The 20,364-nt window shown below is 69.0% G+C and carries 17 protein-coding genes and 2 pseudogenes; 3 read left to right on the top strand and 16 right to left on the bottom strand.

All coding sequences use genetic code 11. The annotated features are described in order from the left end of the window. Window positions 1–62 precede the first annotated feature (62 nt). Window positions 63–956: an NADP-dependent oxidoreductase gene (locus AAC944_RS05155; RefSeq protein WP_030611499.1), complete on the top strand. Its 894-nt coding sequence runs from the start codon at window positions 63–65 to the stop codon at window positions 954–956. A 262-nt stretch (window positions 957–1,218) separates the two neighbouring features. Here AAC944_RS05155 and AAC944_RS05150 read toward each other — a convergent pair whose 3' ends face one another. The 7 genes from AAC944_RS05150 to AAC944_RS05115 all read right to left on the bottom strand — a co-directional run bounded on the left by AAC944_RS05150 (window position 1,219) and on the right by AAC944_RS05115 (window position 8,080). Beyond that, window positions 1,219–2,595, bottom strand: a complete 1,377-nt coding sequence (locus AAC944_RS05150) for an amidase (RefSeq protein WP_030611500.1) — start codon at window positions 2,593–2,595, stop codon at window positions 1,219–1,221. 432 nt (window positions 2,596–3,027) lie between these two features. After that, window positions 3,028–3,192 (bottom strand): hypothetical protein, encoded by a 165-nt coding sequence (locus AAC944_RS05145; RefSeq protein WP_196942876.1) that lies wholly within the window; start codon window positions 3,190–3,192, stop codon window positions 3,028–3,030. Next, window positions 3,189–4,202 carry an NADPH:quinone reductase gene (locus AAC944_RS05140; protein WP_030611503.1) on the bottom strand — a complete coding sequence of 338 codons (1,014 nt, stop codon included), beginning with the start codon at window positions 4,200–4,202 and terminating at the stop codon, window positions 3,189–3,191. Before AAC944_RS05140 ends, AAC944_RS05145 begins: the two co-directional genes overlap by 4 nt. A 345-nt stretch (window positions 4,203–4,547) precedes the next feature. Then, complete coding sequence (locus AAC944_RS05135) at window positions 4,548–4,964, bottom strand: Dabb family protein (RefSeq protein ID WP_030611504.1); 417 nt, start codon at window positions 4,962–4,964, stop codon at window positions 4,548–4,550. Window positions 4,965–4,986: 22 nt separating this feature from the next. Then, window positions 4,987–6,279 carry an MFS transporter gene (locus AAC944_RS05130; protein ID WP_078888414.1) on the bottom strand — a complete coding sequence of 431 codons (1,293 nt, stop codon included), beginning with the start codon at window positions 6,277–6,279 and terminating at the stop codon, window positions 4,987–4,989. A 284-nt stretch (window positions 6,280–6,563) separates the two neighbouring features. Next, the gene (locus AAC944_RS05125) at window positions 6,564–7,133 is read right to left on the bottom strand and encodes a TetR/AcrR family transcriptional regulator (protein ID WP_030611509.1); all 570 of its coding nucleotides are present in this window, start codon (window positions 7,131–7,133) and stop codon (window positions 6,564–6,566) included. A 584-nt stretch (window positions 7,134–7,717) separates the two neighbouring features. After that, window positions 7,718–8,080: a hypothetical protein gene (locus AAC944_RS05115; RefSeq protein WP_107054098.1), complete on the bottom strand. Its 363-nt coding sequence runs from the start codon at window positions 8,078–8,080 to the stop codon at window positions 7,718–7,720. 299 nt (window positions 8,081–8,379) lie between these two features. Between AAC944_RS05115 and AAC944_RS36475 the strand changes: the two are divergent. Continuing rightward, a pseudogene (locus AAC944_RS36475) lies at window positions 8,380–8,493 on the top strand (HipA family kinase); the annotation flags it as partial. 224 nt (window positions 8,494–8,717) lie between these two features. Continuing rightward, a pseudogene (locus AAC944_RS05110) lies at window positions 8,718–9,051 on the top strand (DEAD/DEAH box helicase); the annotation flags it as partial. A 250-nt stretch (window positions 9,052–9,301) separates the two neighbouring features. Here AAC944_RS05110 and AAC944_RS05105 read toward each other — a convergent pair. From AAC944_RS05105 to cas6, 9 genes are all read right to left on the bottom strand, one after another. After that, complete coding sequence (locus AAC944_RS05105) at window positions 9,302–10,363, bottom strand: DUF3800 domain-containing protein (RefSeq protein ID WP_078888416.1); 1,062 nt, start codon at window positions 10,361–10,363, stop codon at window positions 9,302–9,304. Between the two features lie 1,893 nt (window positions 10,364–12,256). Beyond that, on the bottom strand, window positions 12,257–12,511 hold the full coding sequence (locus AAC944_RS05100; RefSeq protein ID WP_368397239.1) for a CRISPR-associated endonuclease Cas2: 255 nt from the start codon (window positions 12,509–12,511) through the stop codon (window positions 12,257–12,259). Window positions 12,512–12,526: 15 nt separating this feature from the next. After that, window positions 12,527–13,507: a type I-B CRISPR-associated endonuclease Cas1b gene (cas1b, locus tag AAC944_RS05095; RefSeq protein WP_030611518.1), complete on the bottom strand. Its 981-nt coding sequence runs from the start codon at window positions 13,505–13,507 to the stop codon at window positions 12,527–12,529. Beyond that, window positions 13,507–14,019, bottom strand: coding sequence for a CRISPR-associated protein Cas4 (locus AAC944_RS05090; protein ID WP_030611520.1), 513 nt, complete (start codon window positions 14,017–14,019; stop codon window positions 13,507–13,509). The genes cas1b and AAC944_RS05090 overlap by 1 nt, the downstream gene beginning before the upstream one ends. Next, a complete protein-coding gene (locus AAC944_RS05085) occupies window positions 14,016–16,409 on the bottom strand; it encodes a CRISPR-associated helicase/endonuclease Cas3 (RefSeq protein WP_037771716.1) in 2,394 nt (797 codons plus the stop codon). Before AAC944_RS05085 ends, AAC944_RS05090 begins: the two co-directional genes overlap by 4 nt. Beyond that, a complete protein-coding gene (cas5, locus tag AAC944_RS05080; RefSeq protein WP_078888438.1) occupies window positions 16,391–17,050 on the bottom strand; it encodes a CRISPR-associated protein Cas5 in 660 nt (219 codons plus the stop codon). Before cas5 ends, AAC944_RS05085 begins: the two co-directional genes overlap by 19 nt. A gap of 35 nt (window positions 17,051–17,085) precedes the next feature. Further along, on the bottom strand, window positions 17,086–18,153 hold the full coding sequence (cas7i, locus tag AAC944_RS05075) for a type I-B CRISPR-associated protein Cas7/Cst2/DevR (RefSeq protein ID WP_030611522.1): 1,068 nt from the start codon (window positions 18,151–18,153) through the stop codon (window positions 17,086–17,088). Next, window positions 18,153–19,583 (bottom strand): hypothetical protein, encoded by a 1,431-nt coding sequence (locus AAC944_RS05070; RefSeq protein ID WP_030611525.1) that lies wholly within the window; start codon window positions 19,581–19,583, stop codon window positions 18,153–18,155. Before AAC944_RS05070 ends, cas7i begins: the two co-directional genes overlap by 1 nt. Then, window positions 19,571–20,182, bottom strand: coding sequence for a CRISPR-associated endoribonuclease Cas6 (cas6, locus tag AAC944_RS05065; RefSeq protein WP_490368260.1), 612 nt, complete (start codon window positions 20,180–20,182; stop codon window positions 19,571–19,573). Before cas6 ends, AAC944_RS05070 begins: the two co-directional genes overlap by 13 nt. Window positions 20,183–20,364: the final 182 nt, after the last annotated feature.

Here is a 20,364-nt window from a genome sequence, read left to right as displayed (position 1 = left end):
CGCTATCAGGTGCAAAACCATAACGGATTCAAAACACTAACCGTTAGTGTTACGGTCGCCGCATGAAAAAGGTGAGCTTCAGTGAGTTCGGTGGTCCGGACGTCCTGCAACTCGTAGCTGCCGAGGAGCCCCACGCGGGCCCCGGCCAGATACGCATTGCCGTACGGGCGGCGGGCGTGAACCCCGTCGACTGGAGGATTCGTGAAGGCCAGGTCCTGGGGGCCCATCCGATCGAGTTGCCCTCCGGGGTCGGGCTGGACGCCTCCGGGGTGGTGGACGAGGTCGGTGAGGGCGTCGAAGGGGTCAGGGCCGGCGACCGCGTGTTCGGTGAAGGTTCGAGCACGTATGCCGAGTTCGCCGTGCTGTCGGCCTGGGCCCGTATACCCGAGGGGCTGACGTTCGAAGAGGCGGCCGGATATCCCTCCGTGGTGGAGACCGCGCTGCGCGTCATCCGCGAGGTCGGTGTGCAGTCCGGGCAGACGCTGCTGGTCAGCGGTGCGTCCGGGGGAGTCGAATCGGCGGTGCTGCAGATCGCCCGTGACCGCGGCATCACGGTGATCGGCACGGCTGGGGCCGCGAACCAGGACTACCTGCGGAGCATGGGTGCCCTCGCCACGACGTACGGCGCGGGCTGGGTCGAGCGGGTGCGGGAGCTCGGCCCTGTCGACGCGGCTCTCGACCTGGCCGGCTCGGGCGTGATCCGCGAGCTCGTCGAGCTGACCGGGGATGCGCAGAAGGTCATCTCCATCGCCGATCTCGATGCGCCGGAGTTCGGTGTCCGGTTCTCCGGCGTGGCCGGGAGCGTGCCGGAAGCGCTCGCCGAGGCCGTCGGCCTCATCTCGCGGGGAAAGCTCCACATCCCGGTCGAGAAGTCGTACCCGCTCGCCGAGGCAGCGGCGGCGCACATCGACAGCCAGGCCGGTCACACGCGCGGGCGCCGGGTTCTGGTCGTCTGAAGCCGGCTGTGCGGCGCCCTCAGGCAGAAAGTCAGGGCGACGCCGGCCAGGATCTCGCTGGTTCACCGGAAGACAACGGGCCCAAGTCCCAGCGGGGCTGGCAATCCATCGGAAGGGCCATCTAGGCCATCTAGGCCAACTAGGCCAACTAGGTCATCTAGGCCAACTAGGTCAACTAGGTCAACTACAGATCGTCGTCACAGCTGTTGCCGACGTCTCGCTTCGACAATGCTCTCTGAGGCCGCCTGCCGAAACGCCCCTCTCAGAAGGCGGGTCGGCGGCCGCGGACGGGGCTGATCTCCTCCAGTCGCTCCGCGAGGTCGAGGAGGAGGGCATCGGCCCACCATCGGCTGACCAGCTGGACGCCGAGAGGCAGGCCGTCGTCCGTGGCACCGAAAGGGAGCGCGACGGCGGGCAGACCAGTCAGGTTGAACGGTACGGTCGCGCGCATCACCGCGCGTGCCGGCAGGGAGACACCGTCCACGTCCAGGCGGCTGCGGCCATGAGGCGGCGCGGGAAAGGGCGTTACGGGGCACAGCAGGACGTCGTGGTCGGCGAACCATGCGGCACATCGCGTGCGCAGTTCCTCCACCTCGTGTTCGGCGGCGACATAGTCGGCCAGCGGAACCTCGGCGGACTCCAGCGTGGCAGCGATGACCGGGTGCACCTCCGTCTCGCGGCCAGAGGTGACGGCGCGCAGGGCGGGCCGTATCTCCGCGGGAAACAGCGTCGCCGACAGCAGGGTGCAGTCCCGCTCGGCGAGCCAGGGCAGCTCGCTCTCCCGGACGTCGTGCCCGAACTCGGCCAGCGCCGTGGCCGCCGCGGCGACCGTGGCGGCGACCTGTTGATCGACCGCGCCGAACGCCGCGGCGGTCCAGCCGATGCGCAGCCGGCCCCTGGCGCGGGTGCGGTCTGCGGCGGGCAGCACCACGGCGTAGGGGTCGCTGCCATCGGGCCCTTCCATGAGGGAGAGTGCCAAGCGCAGGTCGCGCACGCTGCGGGCCATGGGGCCTGCGTGCCACCAGCGGCGCGGCACGGCGGGAAAGTGGCCGGTCATCGGCAACCTGCCGTGGGTGGGCTTGATCGAGGCGATCCCCGTGTCGGCGGCGGGCCCGCGCACGGAGATGGCGACGTCGCTCCCGATACCGAGCGGCGAGAGCCCGCTCGCGATGGCCGCCGACTCACCGCCGCTGGAGCCCCCGGGAGTGCGCTGCGGATCGTAGGGGTTCAGGGACCTGCCGGTCAGGCGGTTGTCCGTCTCGGTCCAGTAGGACATCTCCGGCAGGTTTGTCTTGGCCAGCAGGATGCCGCCGGCCTGCCGAAGGCGGGCCACCGTAGTGGCATCGGTATCGGGCACCCGGTCGGCGAAGAGCCTCGACCCCCAGGTGGTGGGGGTCCCCGCGGTGTCGAAGGAGTCCTTGACCGTGAAGGGGACTCCGCTGAGCGGGCCGTCGGCCGGTCGCGCTGCGGCGTGCAGAGCCTGCTCACCGAGCACGGTCACGAAGGCGTTCACTCGGTCTGCGACCGCCTCGATCCGGTCGAGATGGGCGGCCACCACCTCGACGGCGCTCACCGTGCCCGCTGAGATCAGACTCGCGAGGCCGACCGCGTCATGCCATACGAGATCGCTCGGCTCCATCAGCTCCAGGGCTCCTTCCTGCGCAACGAACTTCCCGCCTGTCTGTTCAACTCACCCTTCCCGGGCTGCGGCCGGCGCTCCGGGCACGGTGCCCGCTGCCCCGCTCCGTCGTCGGCTCCTTCGACGAGCCCAGGGCTCTCGTTCGGATCACCGGCGAAGGCGCTCACCGAGCCGTCATCCTCGACCCGGCCCGCACCACCGTCCAGTGCCCCGCCCCCCCCGACGTCGAGGTCCTGGCGATGCCGTACCTGCCCAACGACGGCAGCGCACCGCACGTCCCCTACCCCGGGCCGGAGCGGTCGACCTGAACCCCACGAACGTCACCGTCACCGTCTGCCGCAACCAGTACTGGCTGACTGATGACTGATCGACGCGAGCGGTCTCTGAAGGGGAACGGAAGGCGCTCAGCGCTGAGCGCTCACCGCTGAGCGCTCACCGCTGACCGTTGACCGCTGTTCCGCTGTTCATCGAGGCCGGACCACTGCCGCCGGCCATCAGCCCGTACGCGCCGGAGTACCCGGAGGCCACGGTCGCCCCGGTGTCCACGATGTGCCCCATGACGAGCGGTGCGAGCCGGTCCGGGACCGCGCCCGTCAAGCGACGTCGAGCAGGACCTTCCCGACGACGCCCTGTTCGAGTGCCGCGTGGGCGTCGGCGGCGTGCTCCAGCGTGAAGCGGTGCAACGGCAGTCCGGCGTCCTCGCCCACGCGCAGCGCACCCGCGTCCACGGCTGCGGTGACGTCGGCGAGCGCCTGTTGCTTCGCCGCGTACGGCACGGTGTAGACGAAGACGCTCTGCCAGCGCAGGTTCGCCGACAGCGAGGAGAGCACGGGAACGGACAGCTCCTCGTTCTCGCCGCCCGAGTAGTAGGCGATGACAGCCCCTTGGGCGGCCACCGCGAGGTCGAGCGCGGCGTTGGCGCCCGGTGCGGCCTCCACGACGATGTCGACGCCGGCGGGCGCGAACGAGAGGATCTCGGCCCCCGCGTCCTGCGTACGGTAGTCGACCACCCGGTGCGCACCGGCCGCGCGTGCCAGCGCGGCCTTCGCCGGACTACTGACCGTGGTGACCACGCGCGCACCGGCCCAGCGCGCGAGCTGCACCGCCGCGTTGCCGACCGCCCCCGCACCGCCCGCCACCAGCACGGTCGTGCCGTGCAGAGCGCCGGGTGCGAGACGTCCTGGGCCGCCGTCGTGGACGGTCAGCGCGCGGTGCGCCGTCAGCGCCGGGATGCCCAGGGCCGCGCCGAGTGCGAACGGGGCGTGGTCGGGCAGGGCGACGGCATGCGGGTCGGGGACGAGCGTGTACTCCTGGGCCGTTCCCCAGGGCCGCTCCCACGCAGCTTCCCAGATCCACACCCGCTGTCCGATCCGCGCCGGATCGACCTGCGGCCCGACGGCGTCGATCACCCCGGCACCGTCCTGGTGGGGCACCTGCTCGTCCACGCCGGGCGGCAGCGCGCGTCGGCGGCTGCGCCAGTCGGTGGGATTGAGGCCCGAGACGTGCACCCGGACCCGCACCTCACCGGGGCCGGGGACGGGGAGCGGACGCTCGACGAACTGGAGCACTTCGGGGCCACCGGGAGCTGTCCGGATGACGGCTTTCATCTCTCACCTGTCCTTCGCCAGCCCGTGAGGGGGGCGCCCCCGGGGCGTGCCGTGCGTCCCAGGGGCGGGTGCCCCTGGGGTGCCTTGGGGTGTTCCTTGGGCGTCACTCCCAACCCCTGAACGCAGAGGGCGTATTCCGGCAGGCCGGAAACCGGCCGGGTCCCGAATCGTGCCGGGCTTCTCCAGCCCTCCACACGGGCCCCGGACATCTGCCCGGCGGCGCAGGTGGCGCGCTGCCGACGAACCCGGGTCAGCGGGGAACTGCCCTCGTCCGCCGTCAGCGGCACTCGCCGGGAGGCGGGGCGGCGGCGGTGACGGGCCGCCGCCCCGCCTCCCGGACGGGCGTCAGGCGGCGTGGGGGCCGGGGGCGGCGCTGCCTTCGTACTGGTTGAGGTTGGAGACGAGTTCGGTGAGGCCGGGGTCGGCGTCGTAGCGGCGCTGGTGCAGTTCGGCGATCTTCGTGCCGGTCCTGGGGTCCGGGTCGTCGGTGATGTCGAACGACACGAACTTGTCGACCAGCGGCAGTCCGATCTCGTCGGTGCGGCGGTGGGCGGGGTGGATGAGGTATTCCCAGTAGCCCTCGAGGTCGTCCATCTGGAAGGTGGCGCCCCACTCGTACGCACCGCCGTGGTCGCGGCCGACGAGGAAGGACCGTACGGAGGGGATGACCTCGCCCTGGTTGCGCAGGCTGGCGAGGGCGTCTTCGAGCTGCTCGGGCGTGGTGCCGGGCTTCAAGGTGAAGCGGATGCAGTGGTGGATCATCAGAGTGCTCCCTTTCCGGAATTCATTTCTGTGGTGGACGTGGTTGCGGTGGTGGATGTGGTGGTGTGGTGGCAGGTCCTGTCGCCCGCACGCGCTTTTGGCGGTTCAGGCCGGTCAGGAGGCCCGTCAGGGCCGCCCCGGCCGCCATCGCCCCTCCTGTCCACGTGAACGCGCCCGCGAGGCCGGCCGCGTGGATGAGGGGTTGGAGTGCCAGTGGAGAGAGGAACTGTCCGAGGAAGATTCCCGTGACGAGCCCGCTGAGGACTCGTCCACGCCGCCCGTCGGGGGCGAGTTCGCTCAGGCGCAGGTTGAGGTGGGGTACGACGAGCCCGACCCCCGTACCGCCGACGAGCATCCCGGCCAGTACGTGGACGACCGTGCCGGCCGTCCCGACCAGCAGCCAGCCGGTGCCCAGCAGCGCGATGGCGACGGCGGTGATCGCGGTGGCGGCCAGCCGTCGTCGCAGGTACGGGAAGGCCAGCGCGCCGAACGTCCCGGACAGCGTGCTCCCGGCGACCACCGCGCCGACGACGCCGGGGCCGCTGCCGAAGTCCTGCAGCAGGAAAGGTAGTTGGGTGGGCCCCATGTAGAACGCGAGCGTCGCGGCGAACGCCAGTGCGTACACGCCGGCGATGCGGCCCGTCCCGCTGCGCTGCGGGTGCTGCCCGCGCGGCGGGGGCTCCCCGGCCCCAGGACCTGTGCCGCGCCCGCCCCGCTGCCCCTCCCGCAGGGCGGTGAACGCGAGGACGGCGACGGCGGTCGATACGGCGTACAGCCAGAACGGCGCACGCCGGTCGACTCCGGCCAGGACCCCGCCCAGCGGCAGGAAGACGACGCCGCCCAGGCTCGCGAACGCCTGCTGCAACCCGAGGAACGAGGCCCGTCGTGCCCCCTCGAACCAGTCGGTGACGGTCGCGCTGACCGCCGTCATGATCCCGCCCACCGCGACGCCGAGCAGTGCCCGTGTGGCGAGCAGCACGTACAGGTCGGTGGCGAAGAATCCCGCCGTGCCGCTGACGGCGTACAGCACGAGACCGGACACCAGCAGCGAACGTCGCCCGACACGGTCGGCGATCAGCCCGGACAGCGGAGCGCTGACGGCGATGGCGAGCGAGGTGATGGTCACCACGAAGCGGACGAGGAGCCCCCCGCCGGGTGTTTCGGCGAACTCCTCGCTCATCGCGGGCAGTCCGGGCGCGATGATCGCCGCGGCCATGAGGGGCAGCGTGGCCGAGGCCAGCACGGCGGCGCGGGCCGCACGCGTCGGTGGCGCCTGCCGCGTCGGGATGGGTTGTGCCGTGGTGAGGGGTGGCATGTCGGACCTCCCTGGTCTCGATCTATGTACGGTGAATCTATGTGTGGTTAACCACTCACTCTCGGGGTCAAAAAAAGAGCCGCGGAGATCGCGGCCCGGTGCTCAGCGCCACGGCGCGAACAGTGCCGCGTCCAGAACGGCCGGCGGAACGAGTGCGGCCCAACGGGCCGCGACGATGCGGTGCATGAGTTCACTCCTGGATCGCTCCTGGATCACCCCTCCCCACGGCGATCGGCTCCGGGGCACGGCGATCGGCTCCGGGGCACGGCGATCGGCTCCGGGGCTCAGTAATGCCGAAGCCCGTCGGACAGCGTCCGGGCCCACGGGGCATCCACCTCGTGGGTGTCGAGGGCGACCACGAGGTGACACAGCATGCCCACGGCGAAGAACCGCTGAACGTCGGCCTCCGGCGCGCCGGAGGTCCCCCGTACGTACTCGACCAGACGCGCGTAACCGCTGCGCACCACCTCGCGGACGGCCGGCTCGGCGGCTGCCGCGCACTGCGCGTGGAGCTGGAGCAGCAGCAGGTCGCGGTCGGAGATGAGTTCGGCGTACGCGTTCCCCATCGCGTCCAGAACCTCCTGCGCGGAACTCCCCTTCGCCGCGGCGGCCCCGTCACCCAGGCTCTCGCGGATCCGCGCGAAGCAGTGCTCCACCACCGCCACGAACAGCGCCTCCTTGTCGGGGAAGAGCCGGTAGATGTACGCCTGCGAGATGCCGGCCCGCTGCGCCACGTCCGCGGTCCTCGTACCGAAGTAGCCCCGGTCCGCGAACGCGCTGACCGCGGTCTGCAGGACTGTCCTCCGCCGTTCGTCGGCGGTCGAAAGCTGTCGTTGTGAAGTGGGCTTCGGCATGTGAGTAATAAACCACTCACTGTCGGGACTGTCAAACGTGCCGCCAAGGATCGCGTGCGGAGCGGGGCGAGGCGGCCGGTGAGGTGTCGGTGAGATGACGGTGACAGAAGGTGACCCGAGCGCGGTCGTGGACGGGCGGACGTTCCGGCTTCGGCGGTCTCCTCGGTGACCACGCGTCGGCGTACCCGGCGAGAATCGCGGTGAGTCCTCTTCGCACTCCTCTCCGCACTCCAGGCTTTCGGCCTCGCGGCTGCCTGGCGGGTGGAGGGCGTGCCCGGCTGTCCAGGTGCACCCGGCGTTGTACCCGGCGACATGCACGAAGCCGAGCAGAACGTGGAGGGGCGTTGCCGCCCCCCGACAAGTAGCTGAGCGTGACGCCCTGGGCGCGGGTCTCCGGGTGGGGCCGGCGCCGGCAGCGTGCTGCCGATGACGCGATGCGAAGGCGGGGCCGCGGCGGCGTGCACGAGGGCGAGGCACGCGACCGCTCCAGCTCGGTACCGCAACTACTCACACCCGACCCTGGCCGGCGCTTTCTTCCCAGGTGATTCCGCAGTTGAGCCGTGACGCCGCCCTGCATGTGGCGTTCAACCTCTGCCCGCGCCTGTATCTGAGGTTCGCATGATGTGCAACCACCGCTCGCACGTCGCGGTGGTGACCGGTGCGAAGAGCTCTGGGGTCGAGACCTCGAAGAGGAACTGGCTCAGTAGGTCTTCGTGGGTCTCTTCGATGCCCACTTCGTCTTCGAGGTGGACAGCCTGAGCCCAAGTGGCGAGCTGATGAGGTGTGATCAGCCCCGCGATGGCTCTCTCCAGCACGGCGGCAACGTGTCCACGGTCGAGGACGACGGGAGCGGGAGCCTGACACTCCCGGACAGCCTGGAGGAGTCCTGGTAGCTCTCCACGCCAGTGCACGAGATCCGCCAGGAGGCCGCTTGCGTCCGTGTCCACGTGTGCATCCTGCCGCATGCCTGGTCGGCTGGGACCGTCAGGCGTCAGGCATGTGCCTGCCAGCTCGAGGGCCAGTGGCTGGCGCCGGGAGTGTGCGTCGATGCCGAGATCCGCGGGCGCTCGCGCGGTGGCTGGGGCACTCGTCGCCGACCATCACGCTGGACCACTACGCGCCTTTCATGCCGGATGTCGGCAACAGGGGACGGAGTGCCATCGACACCCTGTTCGGTGGGCCAGGTCGGAGGGCCTCGTCCGTCCGTCGTGATTACTGAGGTCAGACGGGCGGATAGCCTGGGCAAATGCTTACAGAAGTCATTGCGACTCGATATGTGACTCCCTTGAGGGAGGGTGGGTCGTTGCCTGGAATCGTCGAGGGGGACGATCTCGGGACGTACGTCATGTACTTCCCCGGCTGGCGTCGCTGACCTGCGGTTTCGGCCGCTAGTAGACCGCTGACCTGCGGCGACGTCCCTTACTGGGGCTTTCAGTGTCGTACGGGTACGTGGGGCCGAAACTCCCCATGGACTCCCCAGTGGGGGCCGTTCTCCCCAGAGACTCCCCAAGAGCCGTGGGAGGGCGGCCCTCACCGAAGCACTTACTGGCCAGCGCCCAGTGAGGTGAGTCGGAGATTCTCTGGCAGTGGACGGCGACTTTGTCGAGGATCGCGTCGACAGTTCCGTACCCGGAGGGACAGCGCCTCCTGTTCTCCGCCACCCTGGACCGCAACGTCGCCCTCCTGGTCCGCTGCTATCTGACCGACCCGTGGTCCACTCCGTCGCCCCCTCCGCAGGCACGGTCACCTCCATGGAGCACCATTTGCTGCACGTACTGGGGGCTGACAAGCACGCGAGGGCCACTCAGCTCGCCGCCCATGACGAGCGATGATCATGTTCCTGGACACCAAGCTCGCAGTGGACCGACTGAAACGCGGCGTTCGAGCAGCACGTGGGCGAGCTGGCCGAGGCTGGCCCGATGTCGCCTCCGGTGCGGCGCACCGCGGAGGGATGGCGCTGTTGGCAACAGTGTTCGGTGAGCGGGAGGCCCCGGTGGAGACGGCGGCCGCTGTGCGGCGAACCATCGACCGGCTGGTTAGGGACGGAACGGTCACAGAGGCCGAGCCATGGCGAGCCTCAACGTCTTCCCGGCCCAGGGAAGCGACTACACCGATTCCTACGGCAAAACGGAATACAGTCCCGCTCGTGGTTTTTGGCGAAGGCGCTGCTAGCGTCCTGCAGGTACGGGGGCGGCGCTCGCTCCGTCGATGAGGGGAAGAACAGCTGACCAGAGATCTTCACCGGCGTCCGAGAGTGATGTCCCCGCTTGGTGTTCGTAGCTCACGCGGACCGCTCCGGCAAGGAGGTCGGCAAGTTGGATCGATGGGTGACTCGCTGATGTTCCCCGCACTAGGGCCCTGAGATCGACACGGCGTTGTCGCGACGATGGTGTCGCACCCCAGCCGGTGCGTACGACTTTCGCGATGCCCTCCAGCCCGTCGTCGGTAAGGGCTGTCTGCTCGTCTGTCAGCACGCTGACGGGGCCGAATTGTGCGCCCCAGTGTCGCGCAGCCTGGGCGACCGAGGACACCAGCAGTTCCAGCATGGCGTGCGGGGCAGCGTCGTCGTGGAGGGTTTGCGCTTGGAGCCGCGTGGTGCGCAGCGCCATCAGGATTTCGGTGACGTCGCGACGTGTAGATGATGGCCATGCCTCTTCCAGACAAGCGAAGAAGTTCTCTCGCGCCCGGTCGTCTCCACGGCCCCGGACAGAGGCGAACGCGACGAACGCGGTCATGAGACGTTCGAACCTCTGGTCACCGAGCGCCCGGCGGCCGTGCCGCCGCAGGGTTCTGGCGAGGGCTTGAGCCTGGTCATTTTCGTAGAGGTCGATTCCTTCGGCGTGCGCCTGTTCCTCCAGCAGCAGGTCGATAACCTTGGCGACCGCCGCGTACTCCTTCTCGAACACGAAGGCCCAGCAGCGGCCTTCAAGGGCTCCGCCCTCTCCCCAGAGCCGCCGCAGTGCCTCACGGCGGGCAGGGCGGCCTTTGAAGTCCTTGAACTTCAGCTCTGGCGCTTGAGCTCGCGTCTCCGCGCGCAGCTCCTCGACGATCGGGGCTGCCTCCGCATCGTCGACCGCGATCGCTGCGTAGACAAAATAGGGTCCGCGCCGCCCCATGAGCTGCTCGCCGTCCCAGCCAGACTCATCGCAGGCCACCCACCGCCCCGCAATGCCGCCGTCCGTTGTCGGATCGACCTTGGTGTACTCCGAAGACTTAAATGTAAGGGACATGGCGCCATTGTCGCCCTATCGCACTTAAAGAGGGACATGCCACCGATCGGGGACTCAGGAAATGCCCAGTGAGCCACCCAAGAATCACCAGGCAGTCCTTGGCCCCTCCTGGGCTGCTCGATGTTGCTCCGAGCCGCTGGGCCGAACAGACGGTACTGGTCACGAGCCCATCCGGCCTGATAACGACTGCGGACGGGACGGAGCCGGGCAGGTGTGGTCGTTACGTGTTGCGAACGCTCCTGGGGTGGTGACAACCATGCCCATCAGTCGGCGGCACGCCGCATCCGTGATGTTGCGAACCCTTCAAGGTTGATGACGGCGCGGACAGCGCCGATGGTGGTCATGGCGACGTTGCGAACTCTTTGGGACGATGACGCTGTTCAGCGGGCCCACCACCTATCCGCTCGACCTGTTGCGTACCTTCCTGGGCTGATGACGACCCGACGCCCACCACTGGTGGCTCGGGGCGGTCAGGTTGCGAACTCTCCTGGGCTGATAACGACTCCGTTCTTGCAAAGATCAACGGCTGTGCCTGTGAGGTTGCGAACCCACCTGGGCTGATGACGACTGGGCCGGGAAATCTACCGGCCCGAGCCGCTGCCGTTGCAAACCCTCCCGGGCTGATGACGACCTGCAGGCCGAGGGCTACCTCGCTGCGAAGTACGTGTGCGAACTCTCCTGGGCTGATGACGCCATCGAGCCGGGCCAGATCGTCCAGTGCTTCGCTGTGTTGCGGCCCCTCCTGGGCTGTAGACGGCGGATGGCCTGTCCAAGGGCGGCTTGGAGACGTTCGGGTTGGGAACCCTCCTGGGCTGATAATGGCCGTGGCCGCCCGCTGCACCCGGCCGACCGTGTACGCGTTACGAACCTTCCTGAGTCGATGACGGCCCCGCCGCACGCTCGTGCTGCGGCAGCTCACGGCCTAGTTGTGAACCTTCCAGAGCTCATGACGATCAGGGCGGTCACGTTGTCCGGCGCAGGAGACGTCATGTTGTGAACTCTTCTGGGCTGATAACGGCGACAAGGACGATCCCACCGCACTGTCCCACCTGATGTTACGAGCTCTCCTGGGCTGATAACGGCCGGGTCGCCGCCGGCATCAAGGCCCTCCGCGAGACGCGTTGCGAACCCTCCTGGGCTGATGACGGCCTCAAAAAGCGCGGCGATGGTCAGGTGGCCGACGTCCTGTTGCGAACCCTCCCGGGCTGATGACGGCGCTGTGGGAGTTCGGCAGCGAATAGGCCGCCATCGGGTTGCGAACCCGCCTGGGATGATGACGACCTGGGTGTGACGGACGCTGAGCGGTGGCGTGGCTCTCGCTCATTGCGAACCCTCCAGGGCGGATGACGACACACGTCCCCGGTCCACGGGGCGTCCCGGGTACAGGTTTTAAACTCTCCTGGGCTGATGGTGACCGCCGGGCGGCGGGGTGGCGATCTGCTGCTGGTGCTGTTGCGAACCCTCCTCGGCTGATGACGGCCCGGTGCCGCCCGTGGCCGGCGACGTGCAGTTCCCGTTGCGAACCCTCCTGAGCTGATGACGGCGCGCATGGCCCTGATCGGACTGGTTCGAGTATCCACATTGCGAACCCTCCATGGCTGATGACGACGACGCTCACGTTCGCCGGTCTGACCGGACAGGCCATGTTGCGAGCCCTCCTGGGCTGATGGCGACCGTGCAGATGCCGTTCTTCGCCTGGAACGACATCCCGTTGCGAACCCTCCTGGGCTGATGACGGCCGCGATCCTCGCCAGCCCCACCTACACCATCACCGGGTTGCGAACCCTCCTGGGCTGATGACGGCCCGAGCGTAAAGGCACACGTCACAGGGCCAAAGTGTTGAGACATGCGAGTTCACTCTGCAGCGGTGACCCGGTGATGCTTCGATGCAGGTCAGATGATGTCTCCCGGTCCTCCAAGGGCGACGCCTAGCGTGGCCCTCTCGACCATATCGGGTGAGCGGGTGGTGTAGGCCACGACGCTGTCGTGGTGGGGGTCGATGGCAGTGCTGAGGTCGTGCATGAGGGCTCGATACTGGGCAGCGGACAGCTCACCTTGAAATACGCTTCTCTGCGTCCAGTGCAGGTATTGGCGGCAGACTTTGAGGACGCTCGGGTTGCGTTCGACAGCAGTGTCGTAAACGAGGATGACAAAGATGGCCGCTCACCACCATGGCCGGAAGGGCTTGTAGGGAGTTCCCTCCAGGCAAAGGCGGACGATTTTCAGCGCTTCGAGGTGGATGAGTTTTTCGTAGCTGACCTGACGTTTCAAGCTGCGGTGATAAACGGTGGTGGCGAGTTCGTCCTTAACGAGAGCGGCGATCTTCTTTCGCCCGTTTTTGCTGAGGGCTGCGCGGCCGACGTCGGTTTCGAAGTCGGTTTCCTTGAGATGTTTCTGGGCTGCGGCGCGTTTGAGAAGCCGCTCGGCGAAGAGCGGTTTGAAGGGTTCGGCCAGATCGAGTGCGAAGGTGTTGCGGCGACGGTCCGTGTCGGAGTGCAGGAAGCCGATCGCCGGGTGGAGTGGGGTGCTGCGCAGGGCGGTGAGGACGCGTGCGTAGACGAGGGAGTTCAGGTAGCTGATGAAGGCGTTGCCTGCGTTGGTGGGTGGTCGGCGGGTGCGTCCGTTCAGGCGCAGCCAGGGCGGTAGCTGGGTGTCGAGGACGGCCCAGGCGGTGCGGCGGAAGTTGCCTTCCTGCCCCATGAGGGCGTCGCTGGTGTCGCAGTCGGGCAGGGCGGCGCGCAGGGCGTCGAGCGCCGGGTCGAGAAGGTCGGTGTCGAGGGACCAGCGGAGATTTTCAGCGGTGGTGAGCAGGAGGGAGCGTCCGATATCCAGGCGCTGTGCGGGGTTGGAGGAGATTTCGACCTGGCGGCGGATGACGCTGGCGGAGGCCATGGATTCTGCGGGGGCGAAGTGGCCGGCGTGGTTGCCGTAGTGGTCCAAGACATGGAGGGTGACGCCATGCCGGTTGAGGAGAGAGAGGGCGGAGGTGTTGATGTCGATGTGGTCGAAGGCGACCAGGTCGCGGATGTCGGTGATAGGGAGATGGACCGGGGTGCCGTCGTGGCGCTCGATGCGGACGCTGTTGTCCTCGCGGCGGATGCGGCAGGGTTCGGTCAGCCAGTAGGTGCGGCCGGCGGCGGGCATCAGGCTCCCCAGCAGTAGTCAAGGTAGGCGCAGCCGCGGCATCGGCTGCGGGTGAGGCGTTCGGGCGCGCGCGGTGCGGCGATCACGGCGTGGGCGGCTGCTTCTGCGCCCTCGGCTTGGTCGCGGGCCTCGTCGTCCCAGGTGATTTCGGTGGTGCGCCGGATGAGGGGGTAGTGGACGATGCCGCCGCGCACGTTGATTCCCCGGCGTTCCAGGAGCAGGCAGTAGTGGCGTACTTGGGCGTCGTGGGCGGGTGAGGGGGCGCGGGAGGATTTGGTCTCGTGGATGACGGCGCCGGCGGTGACCCAGTCGATGCGTGCCTCACCCAGGTCGACATGGCGGCGGCGGGCGAAGGTGGTCTCGTCGACGATCTGGCCGAAGGCGACCAGGTCGCTGTCGGCTTCGGGGCGGTAACCGCGCATGTAGAGCCACAGCTGGCGGGGGCAGTGGCGCAGGTATTTGATGTGGACCCCGCCGAGGGGCTCGGCGGAGTCATACGCATCGGGGTTCACAGGATGGTCTCGGGTTCCGACGGTGGGCGCAGGCCCAGTTCTGTGTCGTACTCGCCGTCGATGACGTGGATCCCCAGACGGCGGTCGTAGGTGGCGTTGTACGTCGTCAGCTGGCCGTACCGGAGGGGAATGAGCAGGCCGGAGGCCAGCAGGGGATCGCCGTCCTGGTCGATGGTGAGGTGCCGGTACTCCCCGGTGTCGTCGCGGTGCAGGACTTCGATCGTGTCGAAGCGTTCGCTCAGTGCCTTGGCGTATTCGCTGCGGTCGTGGAAGGGGTCGGTGAAGCTGAGGAAGTCGGCGGTGAAGTCGTCGCGGGCGGCGCGGGCGGCCTCGGCCCACTGTTTGCCCCAGGCGGTGTCGTAGGCGAGTTCCAGGAGCCTGTCGATGTCCTGTTCGCTGAGGGTGTCGGTGCCTTCCGCCGTCAGCGTGGTCAGCGCCTGCCAGGCGGCCTGGACCGCACCTTGCTCATAAGGGCGGTGGCTTTCGGTGGCGTGGACGCGGAACTCCACCGGCCCGTCGGGGTGCCGGCCGCGGCGGTTGACTCGCCCGGCGCGCTGGGCCACCGCCTCGATGGGCGCGTTTTCCACCGCCCCCCGGTCGAGATCGATCTGCAGCGACACCTCGACCGCCTGGGTGGCGACCACCAGCCCACCGGGGCGGCGCTCTTGCCCTGGGGCGCGTTCGGGGTGCCGGCGCAGCAGGGCACGTTCAAGCACATCGCGGTCGCGGTTTTTGAAACGGGAGTGCAGGAGCAGAGCTGTGTCGGGATCGCCGGAAGCCGCCGCGCGAGCCTCCTCGGCCAGCGCATCGAAGAGGGCCTGCGCGGTGGCCACGGTGTTGGTGACGACCAGCACGCTGTGTCCTTCGCCGAGCCAGGACCGCAGACGATCGATGCTTTCCGGCCGGGCCAGGGGGGCCTCGTCCACGACGAGGCGATGGCGGACGGGCGCCGTGCCGGGGGGCGCCTGCCGCAGCGTGACGGGGTGCTCGACGCTCTCTTCAATCATCTCCAGCAGAGGCGGGGCGAGCGTAGCGGACAGCACGGCAAAACGGCTGCCGAGACGTTCCCACAGGCGCATGGCGGCGCAGAGCCGGCCGATGGTGTGCGGATCGTAGGCGTGCAGCTCATCAAGGACGAACAGGGCGTTGGCCTGCTCCAGGAGCACGCAGGAATGGGCCGGGCCGGCGAGGGCGCCGACGAGCAGTTGGTAGGGGGTGGCCACGCGTACCCGCTGGGTGAACAGGCGCATGGCCGCTGCCCGGGCCTTGGCTTTACGCGCTGCCTCCGCGCTGGGGGCGCAGTCGTCCTGGGCTGCCTCGGCCAGGAGGGTGCGCGCGACGGCTCCGTGCAGCAGACCGATGTCCGCATGGCCCTCTCCGGGGGCGGGTTCGAGGATTGCTGCGAAGCGGCGGCGTGTGGCGTTCAGGGAGGCCCGGTAGGGCAGCGTCCACACCAGGCGCGGCCGCCCGGGCATGGTGGCCAGCTGGCGTGCCGCCCAGGCGAGCCCGGCCTCGGTCTTCCCGCTGCCGGTCGGCGCGGCGAGCACCAGGTGACCGTCGGTAGCCTCGGCGTCCCGCTGGTGGGAATGCGGCCGGTGGGGCAGTCGGTGGAGGAAGTCGGGCAGGAGCGGCATGTGCGTCTGCAGCCGTTGATGGGCTGAGCCGGCGTGGTCGGCGAAGGTGAGAGCGCCCTGAGCCAGCACGGCGAGCAGGCCGGCATGCGGTTTGACCGGCTGCTGCCAGGCGGTGAGCACCTCCGTGAGGAGTGTCCTGGCGCGTTCTGCCAGAGAGGGGGCGTCCGGGGCAGGGAGAGGGGGATCGACGGTGAGGAACCCGGCGAGCCAGGCAAGGAACTCGCCGTGCAGCCCCCGGGGAACCTGCACCACGGGGCCCCGGGGGCCGGGTGTTGTGGTGAAGGCTTCCTGCCAGCAGGTGTGGGCGTTGTACAGGCGTGACAGGCTGGGTTTTCCGCCGCCCAGGGAGGAAGGGGCGTGCAGGGGCCGGTGGTGCGAGGCGACCAGGGTGGCGATCATCCGCCGGCCCGTGTCGCTCCACCCGCCGGCTGCGGCCAGGAGGTCCACATAGGCCAGCGAGAGCACTTCGTGCCGTTCCCCCCAGAGCGGGCCTCCCGGTTCCAGCTGCCGTTGGAAGCCTTCCGCGATCTTGCCCGCGTCGTGCAGCAGGGCCGCACATCTGACCTGGAACCAGAAGGACGGGTGGGTGGCGATGGTCCCCGCCGTGGCGATGCGCTCCTGGATCTGGGCGACGGTCTCGTACACCGTCCGCGAGTGCGTGGTCAGCCGTTCCGGGTCATGGCGGGGTTGGGACTTGGCCCGCAGGTCCGTCAAACGACGCCGCGGGCCGTGCGGCGTCACGGGGCCAGTAGCCATACGGCTTGATCCTCTCTCTGGCTCCAGGCCGGATCCCGAAAGGCGCCGTGCACTTCGTGCGTGCCCGCGGGCTCCTCGCACCACAGATAATCCGCCCACCTGGTGGTGAGCCGGTCCGCGGACACGCTGGTCGCAAGCCGGTAGGCGAGCGCGGCGCCCACGCGATGGCCATCCAGCGGGGCCAGGGCATGCCCGACCGAGGCGGAGGCGGCCGGCTCCAGGACGACGCGCGACATGCTGCGCGGGTGAACCAGGTCCTGCGAGCGGCCCAGACGCAGCGCCCAGCGCGGCCGCCGCAGAGCCTGCCGCAACCGGCTGCCCTCCGGTTCCGGCAGCCACAGCACCAGGTGCACCGCCGCGAAAAAGGGCCGGTGGCGGACCGTCATCCCGCCCTTATCGGCGCGCACCCGGCCGGCCACGGCCGGTTGGGTGCCGTTCGACGCAATGGGGTGGTAGGTCTCGGTGTCCACGCCCGAGCCCTCCGGCCATGCCGCCATCCCGAAGACGGCGGGCTCGGCCGCGGCGCCGGTGGCCGCTGCCAGCATTCCGCGCACCGTGGAGGGCGGCGGGACGGGCAGCGCCCGCGTGACACCGGGAAAGAGCGGATCGCGGAAGGAGGTGATCGGCGCGTAGAACTCCATGCGCCAGGCCGCCACAGGCTCGGCCTGACTTGGGCTCACTGGTTCGGCAGGGCCGGGTCCTCGAACCACGCGTTCAGCCTCCCCTCGCGCAGCTCACAGGCCAGGTTCAGCAGGACGGTGCGCGGGTGGTCGATCACGATGGTGCCCTCGGCGATCTCCTTGGCGCACTGCTCCTCGAACTCCTCGCGCGCGGCCTCGCGGAAACCAGGACGCCAGCCGATACGCACCGGGCCCTCCCACTCCCCCTGCCACGCCTGCAGCTCCTGGAGCAGAACGTCGCCGCGCAGCCGTACGCCCTCGCCCGGCCGGTGGTCGACCACGTTGGCCAGCGGGTTGATGCCTCCCTTGAACGGCACCATCACCAGCAGCGAGGGCGTCCGGTCGCCGTAGTGCAGCGCCTGCTTGGCGCCGCCACTGAGGTGGGCGAGCGCCTCCAGCAGCATGGCAGCCCGCCGGCTGCGCTCCTCCAGCGGCAGGCGTACGGCCGACTGGTCCCGGAACTGCGTCGCTTCCGCGCCGAGCGCGACCGCCTCGGCGACCTGCAGCGCCTGCTCCTGGTCGAGGTAGTTCGGCCGCCCCACACCGTCCTTGCCGGGCAGGGTGAAGGTGCCGATCCGCGGCAGATCCAGCAGGAATGGGGCGGCCAGGTCGGCGGTGTAGAACTCGTGACCGTGCAGCACCGGCTCCGTCACGCCGCGGGACATCACACCGAAGTCCTCGGTCGGGTAGACGGGTTCGACGGACAGCAACGTGCCCAGCATGAACGGGCTGTCCCGCACGGTGGTCGCCGCGTCGTCCTTCTTCGCGCCGGCCCGCATGTAGCCGAACAGGTCATCGTCGGCATAGCGCACCGGGTCGGCCTCGGTGGTGGCCTTCTGCGCCTTGTTCTGTGCCTTGCCCACCCGGGTCACCGGCGAGGGCACCATCCCCCGCTCGACCATGCCGTCCCGGATCCAGCGCCGGGCGGCCTGCGCCGAGACGTACGGGTACTGCTGCCCCCTGACCCGTGCATGCTTGACACGGGCCCGCGTCTCCTCGCCCTTGCCGTTGTTGGGCGCACCGGCCTCCACCGCGAGCACGACCGTCCCTGCCAGATACACCATTACGCTGGCCCCATCATGTAGTCGAATTCGTTCTCATCCAGCAGCGGCTGGTCCTCCAGCGCGTCGAGCCGCTGTTGTTCCTCCGGGCTCGCCGGCTTTTCGCTGACCGCCACGCCCCGCTGCTGCAGCAACACCGACACCTGGGCAAACAACAGCATCCGCTGCTCCCAGGCCCGCGGCCGTCGCTGGATCAGCGCCTCCCAGCCCTTCGGGCCGGCCAGCTCAGGCGCCTGCCCGTCCAGGAGCAGACGCGAGTACGCCTGCATCAGCAACATCCCCAGCCGGTAGTCGCTCAGCGCCGCATTGCGGTACTCCGCAAAGCGGGCGCGCGGACTGGTGCCGCGCGCGATCCACTCCGTCAGCAGTGTCGCCACCGCAGACTCATTCGGTGTCATTCCAAGAACCTCCTCGGCGTAGGCGACCCCAAGCCGGGCCAGCGCTTCACGGCCACCCGGTGGCCAGGAGCGATCCGTCTCCTTCAACAGCTCAAACAACTGCCGCAGCAACGACCAGCCACGACCGTCCTCCGCCTCGAACAGCAGCCGTGCCGCCTCCTGGGCACCACTCGCCGAGATCTTGCCCTTCTTGTCGAAGCGGGTAAGGGCGCCTGCCAGCAGATGCCAGCCGCGCCGCAGCGTGGCGTTACCGTCGACCTTGGCCAGAAACACCGGTACGGCGCGTCGGGTGTGCGTCACGCGCAGCCAGGGCTCCTGGTTGTCGTTCTTAAACGTCCACAGCGTCGTCGCACACAGATCGGCAGCAGCATCCCGCAGGGCCGCAAGCGCCACGTACTCAGCCCGCGCACCGGCGGGCATGCCCGTGAAGCCGGCCTGCATGATCCGTCGGGCGCGCTGCACATTGCGGCGCGTGAACTGCGCGATGGCCGCATCGCTCTCACACGACAGGACGGTCGCCGAACCGGCCGTCACCCACGCCCCGTACGGCAAGGCCCACATCGCGATCCGGCACCCGCGGCACACCGGCCAGCCCCGCATGCCTGGCGGCAGGAGATTCAACGCCTTGTTCGTGTCGAACAGCGGCAGATTTACCTTGGTCCACAGTACGCTGGCGTCCGCCCCGCAGAATGTGCAAGGCCCGCAACAGGCACCGGCGTCGTCGGCAGCGAACAGTTCGTTGAGGTGGCCCCGGATCACGCCCGGCTCCTTGGACCGCGTGCTGTGCGTGGCCTTGGAGTTCGGGTAGAGCGCGAGCAGCACCTTCCACCACTCGTACGCGGGACCACCGTCCTTTGGCGCTACGGCTGCGGTACATGCCTCCTCCACCACGGCGGCAGCCACATGGTCCAAATCCTTGGCTGTGATCTCACTCGGATCCGACTGGCCGGCCAGCACGGCCACAGCCCAAGCACCAGCTCGCTGCAGCGGGTGCCCCGTAGCTGTCAGCGGGGCCTTGGCGATCACCGGATCCATCCGAACCCCTGCATCGTGTCCAGCCCCAGGCCCCAGCACCGCAGCGCGTCCACGAACCGGGCATCTGCCTCCATGGCAATGCGCACACGCGCACCGATACGCGGCGCGCCTTCCACCGCGAACCGGCGCCGAGGTCCCGCCTCCAGCATCCGCAGCCCGCTCGGGGCCGGCAGCCCAAGAACATCGGCCTTGTGCGCCAAGTTGTGCTGCAGCCGCGCAAGGTAGTGCTCGTCCCCCGGAAGCAGATCACGACCCTCGTGCTTGAGCACGACAGGTGTAGCGGACTCCAGCTCCACCGGGCCGTCCACGGCCGGCGCGGCGAGGTCCACCGTGAAGCCCCGGATCCGCAGACGTGTGGCGCCCCACACGATCTCTTCCCGGCCGGCCAACGCCGCCACCAGCACCGAAGCTATCTCCGGTACCGGCGAACCGAACCACACCGACCCGTCCTGCGACGTCGTGTACACGCCCCTCTTCCGGCGCGCGCCGACGAATTGCGGACCACCGACACCCACCGGCTTCAGCGGATGCCCACGCCACCCTTCATCGTGCAAAGCACGCGCGAGCGCCGCATCCCGGCTCTCCAACAGCCCGTACACCACAGCCCTCGCTGGACCATGTACGTCCTCCCACCGAAGACTTGGCGTATCTGGCGCGACATCCACCCGCACCCGCACCTGCGGCTCCCTCCCCACACGGCCCACAGCGGCCATGTGTTAACTCAAGGCATCAACAAGCTAGTTGATAAATCACAACAAGATTGCAGAAATCAGCTAATCGG

The organism is Streptomyces sclerotialus, from assembly GCF_040907265.1.
In the GTDB taxonomy this organism is placed as follows: Bacteria; Actinomycetota; Actinomycetes; order Streptomycetales; family Streptomycetaceae; genus Streptomyces; species Streptomyces sclerotialus.
The sequence above is the reverse complement of the archived record's forward strand: the minus strand, read 5'-3'. Positions and strand labels throughout refer to the sequence as shown.

Bases quoted from the DNA above. Each gene is read 5' to 3' on its own strand.
- AAC944_RS05155 (WP_030611499.1), top strand. From the start codon at position 63: ATGAAAAAGGTGAGCTTCAGTGAGTTCGGTGGTCCGGACGTCCTGCAA.
- AAC944_RS05150 (WP_030611500.1), bottom strand. From the start codon at position 2,595: ATGGAGCCGAGCGATCTCGTATGGCATGACGCGGTCGGCCTCGCGAGT.
- AAC944_RS05140 (WP_030611503.1), bottom strand. From the start codon at position 4,202: ATGAAAGCCGTCATCCGGACAGCTCCCGGTGGCCCCGAAGTGCTCCAG.
- AAC944_RS05135 (WP_030611504.1), bottom strand. From the start codon at position 4,964: ATGATCCACCACTGCATCCGCTTCACCTTGAAGCCCGGCACCACGCCC.
- AAC944_RS05130 (WP_078888414.1), bottom strand. From the start codon at position 6,279: ATGCCACCCCTCACCACGGCACAACCCATCCCGACGCGGCAGGCGCCA.
- AAC944_RS05125 (WP_030611509.1), bottom strand. From the start codon at position 7,133: ATGCCGAAGCCCACTTCACAACGACAGCTTTCGACCGCCGACGAACGG.
- AAC944_RS05105 (WP_078888416.1), bottom strand. From the start codon at position 10,363: ATGTCCCTTACATTTAAGTCTTCGGAGTACACCAAGGTCGATCCGACA.
- cas1b (WP_030611518.1), bottom strand. From the start codon at position 13,507: ATGCCCGCCGCCGGCCGCACCTACTGGCTGACCGAACCCTGCCGCATC.
- AAC944_RS05085 (WP_037771716.1), bottom strand. From the start codon at position 16,409: ATGGCTACTGGCCCCGTGACGCCGCACGGCCCGCGGCGTCGTTTGACG.
- cas5 (WP_078888438.1), bottom strand. From the start codon at position 17,050: ATGGAGTTCTACGCGCCGATCACCTCCTTCCGCGATCCGCTCTTTCCC.
- cas7i (WP_030611522.1), bottom strand. From the start codon at position 18,153: ATGGTGTATCTGGCAGGGACGGTCGTGCTCGCGGTGGAGGCCGGTGCG.
- AAC944_RS05070 (WP_030611525.1), bottom strand. From the start codon at position 19,583: ATGGATCCGGTGATCGCCAAGGCCCCGCTGACAGCTACGGGGCACCCG.